This is a genomic window from Sphingomonas sp. (assembly GCF_965200135.1).
Lineage (GTDB): Bacteria > Pseudomonadota > Alphaproteobacteria > Sphingomonadales > Sphingomonadaceae > Sphingomonas.
The window spans coordinates 301,051-313,073 of record NZ_CBDATK010000013.1 but is presented as its reverse complement, the minus strand read 5'-3'; the positions used below and the strand labels follow the sequence as shown (position 1 = coordinate 313,073).

Here is a 12,023-nt window from a genome sequence, read left to right as displayed (position 1 = left end):
TGCAGCTAGGTGTTTAGTCCCGGCATCTGGTGGATCGGACTGACGATGAAGCGGTTTGGCCCTGACGCCCAGATCTTGGCTAGGTATTCGTAGGGCGTGAGGGCGCTGAGCGTCTTGAGCCGACGGGCAAAGTTGTAGGCGGCCATGAAGTCGGCGAGGTGCGTCCGGAGCTGGTCGTGGCTCTCATACTGGAAGCGTTTGACGGTGGCTTCCTTGATGGTGCGGTTCATCCGCTCGACCTGACCGTTGGTCCAGGGATGGTTCGGCCTGGTGAGCCGGTGCTCGATGTCGTTCGCCTTGCAGATCATGTCGAAGCGCATCTGACGCGACCAGGCGGTGTTACGGTTGCGGGGCTGCTCGGCGAACTGGATGCCGTTGTCGGTCAGGATCGTGTGGATCCGGTAAGGCACGGCTTCCAGCAGGTGTTCGAGGAACTCCCACGCCGTTCGTCGATCCGCCTTGTCGACCAGCTGCGTGACCGCGAACTTGCTGGTGCGGTCGATGCCGACGAACAGGTAGAGCTTGCCTTCGGCGGTCTGCACCTCGGCGATATCGATATGGAAGAACCCGATCGGGTAGCGCTTGAAGCGCTGACGCTTCGGCTTGTCGCCCTCGACATCCGGCAACCGTGAGATGCCGTGCCGCTGGAGGCATCGATGCAGCGCTGACCGGGTCAGATGCGGGATCGATGGCTGCAGGGCGTAGAGGCAATCGTCGAGCGGCAGCAGCGTTTGGCGCCGGAACGCCACAACCATCGCCTCCTCGGCCTCGGACAGGGTCGTTGAATGAGGGGCCTTCGGCCGGGTCTTCAGATCCTCGACCGTCGCCCGCTTGCGCCACTTCGCCACCGTCTTGGGGTTGATCCCCAGCTCCCGGCTCAGCGTCGCGAGCGAAGCTTGCGATCGCTGTATTGCTGCTCGGACGGCGTGCGTGGTCGTGGCGCTCCCGTGACGTACCTGTCCCATGCGGCTTCCTTCCATTCCAACGAAAGGATCGCACCATCAAACCGTGGGATCAAACACCTAGCAGCAGGCGCGTCATCCAACAGTAAAACCAGTTGGAGGATGGTATCTTTCCGGCAAAGGGGTTTGTATAACCTTCCATATTCTTCTTGTTAGACGCAACTACAAAATAGCGAGCATCAAGTTCTGCCATCATCTGACACGCTTTGAGCCGCTTGGCGGGGTTGAACCCAGAAAAGTGAATGTCAGGTCTCTGATGATTGCGAAACTCAGCCTTGATCGCGTCAACTCATTCTGGGACCTTCACTTGGTTCTCAGCGCGCACTACAACGGCTGATAGGATCAGCCGTTCACTTGAGCCGGGGCGGGAGAGTGGTTTAACTGCGCGTAGGCCGTCATCGCCAGCTTCATCGATATATGCTACGTAACCGTAGTCTGCTTGATCCGAGGTCATAATGCCCAACGCAACATCAGAGCGCCCCGAGAGTCAACTCGACAAGTTCAAAGCCCTTGCCCGCGAGCTAGAAGCAGACGAGGACGAGGCCCGCTGGGATGAGCGGTTGGAGAAAGTGGTGAAGCACAAGCCTGCGCCGGAAGAGACTGGTGACCAAGCCTAAGCGCTCCCGACAGGAGCGGCTTGGTGACGAACTTGCCTCGTTCGTCCGATCGGCAGGCCGGAAGGCACAACCGCGCCGCGATCCGAATGACCGGGATTACAGCGTTGAGCTTCAACGCGCCCTTCGCCGCAGGCCGCCTGACCAGATTGATGCACTGTTGAACGGCGATCCGGAGCCGGAGAAGACGGAGTGAAATGGCGGGCGGCGCTGTTTGGCATCGTCGTCTTCGTGCTACCGCTAGTCGCAATGTTCTACACAAGCATGTTCATGAACGGCGACCCTCGCTAGCCGTTGCGTTTGCAAACTACATAATGGCCCATTGAAAGGGCACCGCCGGCAGATCGTCGGCATTGTAGAGATTGACATAGGGCGCGTCGGCCCAGGCGTAGCGAACCCGGTCGATACCGGGCCTCGCCGCACCGTGCAGGACGATACGCTCGCCGTCGATCGTTCCGGCGATGAAGCGGCACACGGCAGCCGCACACGCCTCGAACCCGATCGCAGTGCCGGCGCTGTAGGCGCGCAGCCCACCGGTGGCGTTGCGGAAGCCGATTACCAGATCACCGTTCGCGCGGGTGACCGACGCGACCTCTGGCCCGCCGGGAGCATCAGTCCCGCCATAGGCGACCGCGCGCGCTGCCCGCGCGAGCCGCTCGCCCACCAGAAGTTTCTGGGTGGGATGGATATCGTAGCGGTCGCCGAGATCGAGCGTCACGACCAGCCCGGCATGCGGATCGGCGCGCACCGTCCGTGCCTGTGCATCGCGCAGCTCGGCCCAGCTCGACTCGGCCGGACTGGAGGCCGGCGTGCCGATGGTCGCGAGCTGCGCGACCAGGAACGGCAGCGTCGGCGTGTCCGTCTGTCGTCGCCAGTCGCTCATCATCAGCGGCAGCAGCGTTGCATATCCGGCGGCATCACCGACGTTCGCCTCGCCCTGATACCAGGCGGCGAGCTTGAAGCCGTAGCCGGCGATCGGGGCGATCATGCCGTTATAGAGCGTGGTCAGGCTGGTCGGCACTTCCCATGGCGGGCTCGGCGGCGTCATGCCCTTCAGCGGTGCGCCGACCTGATAGGACCATGGTCCGGCGAGCGACACGGCGCCGCCGTCGGTCAGCTTGATCGAGCGATCGGCAGGCTGGCCGATCGGCCCGCCGGCGCCCAGCACCCGCATCGCGATCACGTTGCGGCCGGCGTGGAAGGTGCCCCGCGGGATGGCATAGTCACGCCAGAACCAGCCGATGCCGTTGCTGCCGATCCAGCGTCCGTTGATCCACACTGTGTCGTGGCTGTCGACGGGTCCAAGCAGCAGCCGGTCGGCGGCGGCAGCCTGATCGGCGGTCATCGTCACCGTCTTGCGTAGCCAGACCACACCCTCGAAGCCGGCGAGCGCGGGAATGCCCGCCTCCTTCCATGAGCCGGCGAGGTCGATCCGCGGCCATGCCGCGTCGTCGAAGGCGGGATCGGCCCAGCGCATCGTCGCCTTCCAGCCCGGATCGGTCGCGCGCCACCAGGCGGTACTGCGTCGGTCTTCGTTCTCCCGCGCGGCGCCGGGATCTCGCGCCAGGGTCGCCACGCTGCGCACGCCTTCGGCGTAGGCAGGCTGGGTGGCGAGTGCGGCTGGGCTGATCCAGCTCTGGATCGTCGTGCCGCCCCAGTCGGCGTCGATGAAGCCGACCGGCACCTTCAGGCTGCGTTGCAGCGAGCGCGCCATGTAGAAACACACGGCGGACGCATCACCGGCGCTGGTCGCATCGACGATCCGCCACGGCGCCGGTTGCCGCAGGTCTTCGAGCGGCGCGGCCGCGCTCTCCTTTTCGATATGCGCGAAGCGGAGCTGCGGCTCGGGATGCGCCGCCAGTCCGCCCCAGGCGCCGGTCGACAGGCGCGCGGGGAACTCCATGTTCGACTGGCCGCCGCACAGATAGACGTCGCCGATCAGGACGTCCGACACCTGCTGCGATCCCCGGCCCGCCTTGACCGACAGCGTGTAAGGGCCGCCGGCCGGCATCGCCGGCAGCACGATGCGCCATCGCCCCTGCGGATCTGTCCGGCCTGTGGCGGTCTGACCGTTGAGTGAGGCGGAGACGATGCTGCCGGCTTCGGCGGTGCCCCAAAGCCGGATCGGGCGATCACGCTGCAACACTGCGTGGTCATTGAAGATCCGCGCTAACAAGGGTGGGGACGGCGGGGCGGCCGTCGCCGTCGAACTTGCCATGCTCAAGAACAGCAACGACGCCAGCATGCGGTTTCCTTTCGGGACGATCATCATTCGGTCGGACGGTCAGTCAGCGAAGCCTCAGCCTGCCCCACCCGAGCAGCGGCCCTCAGTCGTTCTTCGGCAGCGAGGCAGGGTCGACGTCGTGTCCCAGATCGAACACGCGCACCGGTCCAAGATCGATTACATGGCCTTCCGAGGCGAGGTGGATGCTCGCCGATATCGCATCGGCCGCATAGGCTTTCGAAGCCCTGCCGGACGCATAGAAAAGCTTCCACTGATTGGTGACGGTCGCCGTCGATTGGGCAACCATGTCGTATGGCGGCGCACCCTGATTGACCCCGAAATACGATACGGTGGTGGTGACGCCGTCGCGCAGCAGCGGCGCGCGCAGATACGCCGCCATCAACACCGTATCCCCGGCCGCGATCGGCTTCGTCAGCGGCGACCCCGCACCCACGTCCCAGGCATGGGCGCCCCTGTTTCTCACCGTGACTCGCGTGGCAGGGTAGTTCTGCGGACCGCCAGTGGGCAGCACCTCGCTGGTCTGGCCGGTTCCGTAAACGGTCCACATCGCCGTGCGCGGATCGTTGACGAGCTTGTCGGCAAGCCTGCCCGTGCCGGCGGCGGGAGCCTGCACGACGGCAGCGGACGCGGGCGGGGTGGTGGTCTGGTCCGGGCCAGCCGCGGCAAGCAGCGCCACCGATCCGGCCGCGAGCAGTTGAGTTCTCATCGGTTCCTCTCCCTAGCTTTTCGCCGCGCTCGGCGCGTCCCGGATACCGGCACGCAGGTCGAGGTCGGCAAACCGAGCATCCGCGAACTTCTGATCGTCGGACGAACCTGGATGATAGTCGCACGCGTAAAAGGCAAGGCCGGCAATCGCGACGAGTCCGACCCGCCGATCAGCGCATGGCGTGGCCTGCTTCGCCGACCTTCGGCCACGACCCGGAGAAGCGAGCCGGTGGGGGGCATGCTGACGTTGTCAGATGAACATCACAGGGCGGGGGGCATCCATGCAGTTGAAGAGCAAAAAGTTGGCGCGCCCGGCATAGCGAAGACAGGCACCGAGATCATTGGGAAATGCGCTTGGCGTTGGCTTAGTTCAGCTCGTTATCCTGCGAAGTCATCGCGGATATACGTCGCGGTCTGGCTGGGGTTAACTCCTGCGTGGAGTTGCCTGAGCGCACGAAGAACCGTTCGGCCGACACGTCGCGGGCGTCCTTGGTCGTTACGAACATCGGCGATGGCGATCGATCGATATCGATCCGGCAGACCTCGGTGCCTTCATGCTCGGGAAAGCCGATCCGTATACGCGCGGCCCGATAGGCCTGTCCGAAATGATTGGTCACCAGATTGGTCAGGTGGAGTTGCATCTTGTCGCGGTTGCCCCCGAGGCAGCCATAGTCGCGATCCAGCCCGCGGATGGTGCCATCGTCCGCGACGCCGATCAGCAGTGTGCCGCCGACACGGTTGGCGAATCCGGCGAGCGTCTTGACCGCGACATCCTCCAGCTTCTTGTTCTGGGTGGCGGCCAACACGTCCCACCGCAGCGTCTCCTTGAACTCCAGTCGCTCGTGCTCGCCCTCGGCAATCAGCGCGACCAGCGGCGATGGGGAGATGGCAGGAGCCGGGGCGACGGGTGCCTCGGCCCCTGTCACCAGCACGCCGTTCTTGCGGTCGATCCACCCTTTACTGATCGCCGCGGTGACGACATCGGCGATGAGCGTTCGCAGCTGGCTGCTGGTCGATTTAAAGCCGATCGCGCGCGACACGGCGAGGGCAATCTGGTCGTCGGTAGCGCCGAAGTGGGTGCTGACGATATCCAGCACGCCGCGTTCGAGTTCGGCGGGCGGCAACGCCTCGCAGCGGCGCAAGGTGGTCGAGATTACGTCGCCACGATCCCGGACCTTCGGCTCCCGACCGGGGATCGAGAGAAAGTCGCCGTCACGTGCCAGACGCCCCGTCCGCGCCGACACGTCCACGGCCTGCTCGATCGCTGTCTGAATCCGTCCGCCCGCCCGCTTAAGCGCCCAAGCGCTGCGGATCCTGGCGACAATCTCGTCGATGTGGACCGGGCCTTCGACGTCAACGACCTGTTCAGCCAGCCCGGAAAGAATGCCCCGTGGCGCGTCGTGCAGTTCGCTGATGATGTGTATGGGGCGTGTGATCGTCGCCTCAACGTAGGGAAGCACACCGGACGTCGGATCGTCGCTGGCGACGAGGCCGATCTCGGTCACGTCCTCGCGCTCGATCTTCACGATCTCGAAGGGGACTGCGCGTCTAGCAGCGGCTCCCGTTGCCTGTGCGTCATGCTCGGCCTTGGCGGCCTCTACACGGGCGAGGATCAGGTCGAGCTGTTCAGCCGGTCGCTGGAACAGTCGGTGCTCCACACCCGGTGGATCGACCAGCCATGGCTTTCGAGGACCGACTGGCGCAGCCGATCCCGGTCACGCGCCGACTTCGCACTATGATAGGATGCGCCGTCGCATTCGATGCCGAGCAGATAGCGGCCGGGCCGATCCGGATCGGCGACCGCGAGATCGATATAGAAGCCGGCCAGGCCGACCTGGCGGTGGACCTGCAGCCCGCGGGCCTGCAGCGCTTTGGCGACCTGTTCCTCGAAGACGCTGTCGTGATCGCGCCCGGTGCTTTCGGCGAGCGTCATCCGGCCAGTCCGGGCGAAGTGGAGGAACAGGCGGAAGGCGAACACGCCCTTGCGCGTGCTGGCGAAGTCGGGGTCGATGTCCTCGTCGGTCATCGATGCGAACACCTCGCACCGCTGTTTGGCGCGGCTGATGAGCACGTTCAGACGGCGCTCGCCACCATCGGTGCCGAGTGGTCCGAACCGCATCGGCACCCGCCCGCCCGGCACGGTCGGACCGTAGCCGACCGAGATGAAGATGACGTCGCGTTCGTCGCCCTGAACGTTCTCCAGATTCTTGACGAAGAACGGCTCTGCGTGATGCGCCTGGAAAAAGCGTTCGACCTCCGGCGGCAGTGCGCGGCGAAGTAGCTCCAGTTGATCGACGATCGCCCGGCGCTGCGCCGACGAGAATGCGGCGACGCCAAGCGACAGATCGGGATGGTCGCGGGCATGCGCGATGATCGCCTGCGCGACGATCTTCGCCTCGACCATGTTGGTCCGCGTCGTGCCGGTATCGAAGATGCCGTTGGGGATGTGGTGGAAGCGCAGACCCATGCCCGCCTCGGCGGTGTAGGGGCTTGGCACGATGAACAGCTTGTTCTCGTAGAACTGCCGGTTGCTGACCGCGATCAGCGACTGGTGCTTGCTGCGATAATGCCAGCGCAGCATCCGCATCGGCAGGCCACGCGCGGTGAACAGGCCGAGGATACTTTCGATGTCGGCAACGCGACCGACGGCGTCGTCGCCATCATCGTCGCTGTCACCACCGCTGGTCATCTTCGAGAAGAAGGCGGTCGGCGGCAGTTGCTTGGGATCGCCGACAACGACCACCTGTTTCGCGCGAGCGACCGCACCCAGCGCATCGACCGGCTGAATCTGGCTGGCCTCGTCCATCACCAGCAGGTCGAACTCGAGCACGCCAGGCGCCAAGAATTGTGCGACCGAAAGCGGACTCATCATGAAGACGGGTTTCAGCGCCTGGATCGCGGGTCCGGCCTGTTCCATTAGCTTGCGGATCGGCATGTGGCCGCGCCTGCGAGCAATTTCCGCGCGCAACACGCCGAGTGGGCCGACGGCACCGCCGTCACGCGCCGGTACACGTGCGTGGTGGGCGCGGACGACCTCCAGGCTGGCCGATGCGATCCGCTGACGGTCCATCTCGGCGAAGTCACGAGCGAGGCGACCGTGCAGCGTGCCGTCGAAACTGCCGAGCGCCGGGTCGGTCGCAACCTGATCGGCGTAGACCGCTTCGTAATAGGCCATTTCGAACGCAGGGATCGCATCCTCGGACGTCAGCCGACCATCGGCGAGACGACGGACGATATCCGCACAACCGAGCGACGTCGCACGCCCGGCGCGGTAGCGAGGCCACCCATTGGAAGAGTTGTTCACCGCTCGCCGCCCATTCGGCAAGCCGCGATCGCAGCAGCGTGAGTGGGATCGCAACGGTCTCGGCGACACCGATTGCGTATTGCCGATCGAGCCGAAGATAATCGAACAGCGCCGACACGTCGGCTTCCAACGCGGTCGTGGTCGATACCATGGCAGTCGCGATGCGCTTGGGTCCGGCATGATCGTCGATGCCGCTGACCAGCAGCCGGATGTCCGCATTCGTGCCGATCCACTCCGCTATGCCACGAAGCGTGGTCCAATCACTGCGTGCCGACCGCCAGCTGTCGCCGAGGACCGCGCTCCCAAGCGACTCCGCCTCGGCGATGGCGGCGGCGGCATGCTGGCCTTCCGCGAGTGTCGCCAGGCGTGAGCGACGCAGATCGAGGTCGAGTCGAACATCGCGCATCCATTCAGCGGATACCCTGTCGGCATGATGTAGCCGGGTTACCGATGCCGAGGTGGCCACCAGGTCCGCCACGCGCACGTCGTCGGCCTGGCCGAAGGCGACAACGCTCGCTTTCCAGAGGTCGTCGTGGATCGCCGACAAGAGCGTCGCCGCTGCCTCGACGCTTGCTCCGGCACGGGTCGTTGCGACACCGACCGCATTACGATCAGGCTGCCGTGCCGCAATCTGACGCGGTGCGGCCCCGGTGTCTTTCAGCGAACGCATCCAGTCGACCAGCCGGATCAACGACTCCGATGTCGATCGATCGCCGCGCCAGTCCCGACCAAAGGCCGTCCGCCCGAAGTCATGCTCTTCCTTCACAACGGCAAGCGCGGCCTGCCCGCGGGCCAGCGCGTCGAGGATCGCGAGCGTCGCCTCCAACAGCGCATCCGGTCGTGTCAACACCGACCGCGCCAGCCGGTTGGCCTGCCGCCACTCCCCGCTGAACAGCTTGAAGAAGCCGGAGCCGTGTGCCGCGAGCGTTGCCCGCGTCGCCGACATATCCATCGTCCAGGCAGCGTGGGTCAGGCCACCATCGATCGCGGCGCGGGCGGCTTCGAGCGTCGCGACGGCGTTGGCGACATCGGCGGCGCGTTCGGTCTCAGTTTCCCAGCAACTGGCCGTCAATGCCGCCGGGTCCGCGTCCGGCACCGCAGCGACGCGTTCACCAACGCTCGTCTGGCGTCGCGCCTCGGCCAGCGTCGTCGGTGGATCGTAACCGATCATCCGTGCTAGGGCACCGCTCTCTTCCAATACCCGCGGTAGGAGGGACTGTGCCTCGGCGAGACGTGCCAGCGCGTCGCCGGAGAAGCCCGACGGTAGCAAAGCAAGCGCAGCGATCGGCTCGGCGAGGTCGGCCGCCCAAGCTTCATCTGTAATCGCGTCGGTGAGTTCCGCGCGGATCGCCGCATGCCGATCGCCAATGACTATCAGCGCGTCGATCTCGGCGCGTTCCATATCCCAGGCGGGATGACCGATCGCCCTATTCGACACATCGGGCGCACCCGCGATCCGCGCAGCCAACGTCACCAGAAGATCCAACCCGCGAAGTTGCTCGGGCGCGGGCTGCCCGATACTCAGCGCGAGCGTCGCCAGATCGTCGATGCACTGGTCCACCCGCGTCACCAGTGCCTCGATCCTATCCCGCAACCGCTCGCCGTCGGTCGGGAGGATTGAGGACAATCCCACCCCCCGCCAGACATGGTCGTCCGCCCGCCCGATCGCGACGATGCGTTCGACCAGTTCGCCGATTACGCCATGGCGCTCGGCAAAGGCATCGGGCGACCAGCTTTGCGGATCATCCAGCGCGATATCGCCCGGCCGCTGGCCGTCCTGACGCAACCGCGTCAATTGGCCGGTGACCTGATAGGGTGTCAGCCCGGACGCGGAATGCGCGTGATGCATCCGGTCGGCATGGGCGTTCAGCCCGTCGCGTGCTTCGGTCAGTCGGGCATGCAGCGTCCCCGGATCGCGACCTTTCGGCGCGCCCAGCTCCCAACTGCGGCGCAATTCCTCCAGCAACGCCTTCTTGTTCGCCTTGTTGCTGTGCAGTTCGAGGCAGGCATCGCCGACCCCGGTCGCGTCGAGCCGGCGCTTCACGACCTCCAGCGCGGCCATCTTTTCGGCGACGAACAGCACGCGTTTTCCGTCGGCAACTGCGGACGCGATGATGTTGGCGATCGTCTGGCTCTTGCCCGTGCCCGGCGGCCCCTGGATGACCATATCGCGGCCCCGGCGGACCTCGTGGACGGTCAGCGCCTGCGAACTGTCGCTGTCCAGAATGTGCAGCATATCCGCCGGAGAGATATGCGCGTCGATGTGGCTGTCTTCCGGGATCATCGCCGCGTCCGGCTCGAAACCCTCGGACAGCAGGCCGCGGATCAGTGGTCGCTCGGTGATCCTGCCCGCTGCGGGCCAGTTCTCCGGGTCGAGATCGCGGTACATCAGGAACTTCGCGAACGAAAAAAACCGAGCACCATCTGGTCTGCGATGACTTCCCAGCCCCGTTTCGCGGACACGGCCTCGGCGACCTCGGCCAGATAGGCCGTGGGTTCGAAAGCATCGCCAGCCTCAAACATCGGCAGACCGATGCCGTGAAGCCGGTCGAGGAATATCTCCAGCGACAGGTTCGAGGCATAGTCGTCCGGACGCACCCGCAGCTTGAACTTCTCTCCCGCGTTACCGCGTTCAAGACTTACGGGCACTAGGATCAGCGGAGCATGGCGAATGTTAGCAGCGTTCTGCGGATCGATCCACTTCAACGCTCCGAGCGCGAGGAACAGGATGTTGACGCCCTGCTCTTCCTCCAGCGTACGCGCATCGTGATAGAGTTCCAGCAGACGCTTTTGCAACCCTTTCGGCGTGAAGCGTGTCTGGAGGCGGGTGTCGCTGTGCCGCGCGCTGATGCCGCGCTCGTCGGTCTCGTCGTCATCCGGCTGGGCAAGGTCGTCGATCTCGTCAACGTCGTCTGCCGGTTCTGCTTCGTCGCCGGCGCGGGCCGCCTTTCCAGCGACGAAGGTGAAGGGGCGACCGTCCCGCACCAAGAGGTGGAAGATCTCGGCGGTCTTCTCGTCCACGATCTCCACCGCCCGCGCGCCCTTGGCCGGGCGTGGCATGTTGAGAAGGCGATTTCTGGCCGATAGGTCGAGTAGCTCGGTTCGTGCGCGGTCCAGCTTTTCACGAAGCGGCAGGTTGCTCTGGAAGATCGAGGTCTGCTCGCCAGCAACATGTTGTTCTGGATTGGTCGCCATTCTGCCCCGCCTTCGATTCGAAGCGTCCATTAAGGTCGGGTGGGTAACGCAAGTCCATAGAAGGTCGAACGAAAGTGGCGACGTTGGCTGCCCCTGAGCGAACGCGATAGTCGCGTACCGTTGTATTGATGATACAACCGCCCTCGGCGAAGCTGCGTGAGGACGGCGGCATCATAGCCCTCCCAATCATTGTCATGCGGCTTCGGCGCGCTCGGCATAGCGAAGATAGGCGCTACGATCATTGGAAAACTTTGTTGCCATTCGACGGATAAGATTTTGTGTTGGTATATTGTCAGACCAAGCCATGACACCGGAAGAGGTCCGGCCGATCCTCTATAAGCCGGAATGCTTCCGTGAGAGCCAAGCTAGGATGATTGGCGAGATCCTTCCGTGAGCGTCTTGGTGCCGCGTCGAGTGCTTCAATGACATCCGCCTCGTCCTGAAACGGCGACGAGACTTTCTCGGCTTGCATCACCATGGCCGGCAGGTAGCGGAATAGTGCAATGAGATGTGCCGCCCTAAGTCGCACCGCCTCTTTCTCTTCGCCGTCAATTACGGCGCGCGCGAAGGCATCTAGATTCACCAGTTGCTGCAGCGTAGGACGCTTCGCTGCCCATGACTTTTCGCGGGGAAATCCCAGCGTCGTGAACTGTAGCCGCGGTTCGGCGAGGAAGCGTCGACGCGAAGGGCTGGCTCCAGCGGGATTTACTCCAACTTTCTCCGCGCCGAACAGCAATCGCGCTCGAATAAAAGGGCCATTATGTAGTTTGCAAACGCAACGGCTAGCGAGGGTCGCCGTTCATGAACATGCTTGTGTAGAACATTGCGACTAGCGGTAGCACGAAGACGACGATGCCAAACAGCGCCGCCCGCCATTTCACTCCGTCTTCTCCGGCTCCGGATCGCCGTTCAACAGTGCATCAATCTGGTCAGGCGGCCTGCGGCGAAGGGCGCGTTGAAGCTCAACGCTGTAATCCCGGTCATTCGGATCGCGGCGC

General features: G+C 64.5%; 9 protein-coding genes. 1 reads left to right on the top strand and 8 read right to left on the bottom strand.

Annotated features, from left to right (window positions below):
• Positions 1–5: 5 nt before the first annotated feature.
• Entirely contained in the window at positions 6–965 is a 960-nt protein-coding gene (locus ACOFKS_RS15075; RefSeq protein ID WP_419810075.1) for an IS481 family transposase, read from the bottom strand.
• A gap of 452 nt (positions 966–1,417) precedes the next feature.
• Between ACOFKS_RS15075 and ACOFKS_RS15070 the strand changes: the two genes are divergently transcribed.
• Positions 1,418–1,579, top strand: coding sequence for a hypothetical protein (locus ACOFKS_RS15070; protein ID WP_419810067.1), 162 nt, complete (start codon positions 1,418–1,420; stop codon positions 1,577–1,579).
• 304 nt (positions 1,580–1,883) lie between these two features.
• Here ACOFKS_RS15070 and ACOFKS_RS15065 read toward each other — a convergent pair whose 3' ends face one another.
• The 7 genes from ACOFKS_RS15065 to ACOFKS_RS15035 all read right to left on the bottom strand — a co-directional run bounded on the left by ACOFKS_RS15065 (position 1,884) and on the right by ACOFKS_RS15035 (position 11,761).
• Entirely contained in the window at positions 1,884–3,722 is a 1,839-nt protein-coding gene (locus ACOFKS_RS15065) for a sialate O-acetylesterase (protein ID WP_419810074.1), read from the bottom strand.
• A gap of 181 nt (positions 3,723–3,903) precedes the next feature.
• Entirely contained in the window at positions 3,904–4,497 is a 594-nt protein-coding gene (locus ACOFKS_RS15060) for a hypothetical protein (RefSeq protein ID WP_419810073.1), read from the bottom strand.
• A gap of 394 nt (positions 4,498–4,891) precedes the next feature.
• The gene (locus ACOFKS_RS15055) at positions 4,892–6,184 is read right to left on the bottom strand and encodes a DUF3320 domain-containing protein (RefSeq protein WP_419810072.1); all 1,293 of its coding nucleotides are present in this window, start codon (positions 6,182–6,184) and stop codon (positions 4,892–4,894) included.
• The gene (locus ACOFKS_RS15050) at positions 6,139–7,701 is read right to left on the bottom strand and encodes an AAA domain-containing protein (protein ID WP_419810071.1); all 1,563 of its coding nucleotides are present in this window, start codon (positions 7,699–7,701) and stop codon (positions 6,139–6,141) included. The genes ACOFKS_RS15055 and ACOFKS_RS15050 overlap by 46 nt, the downstream gene beginning before the upstream one ends.
• Positions 7,607–10,219, bottom strand: a complete 2,613-nt coding sequence (locus ACOFKS_RS15045; RefSeq protein ID WP_419810070.1) for an AAA domain-containing protein — start codon at positions 10,217–10,219, stop codon at positions 7,607–7,609. The genes ACOFKS_RS15050 and ACOFKS_RS15045 overlap by 95 nt, the downstream gene beginning before the upstream one ends.
• Positions 10,219–11,025: a DUF4011 domain-containing protein gene (locus ACOFKS_RS15040; protein WP_419810069.1), complete on the bottom strand. Its 807-nt coding sequence runs from the start codon at positions 11,023–11,025 to the stop codon at positions 10,219–10,221. Before ACOFKS_RS15040 ends, ACOFKS_RS15045 begins: the two co-directional genes overlap by 1 nt.
• A gap of 292 nt (positions 11,026–11,317) precedes the next feature.
• On the bottom strand, positions 11,318–11,761 hold the full coding sequence (locus tag ACOFKS_RS15035; RefSeq protein WP_419810068.1) for a hypothetical protein: 444 nt from the start codon (positions 11,759–11,761) through the stop codon (positions 11,318–11,320).
• Positions 11,762–12,023 lie beyond the last annotated feature (262 nt).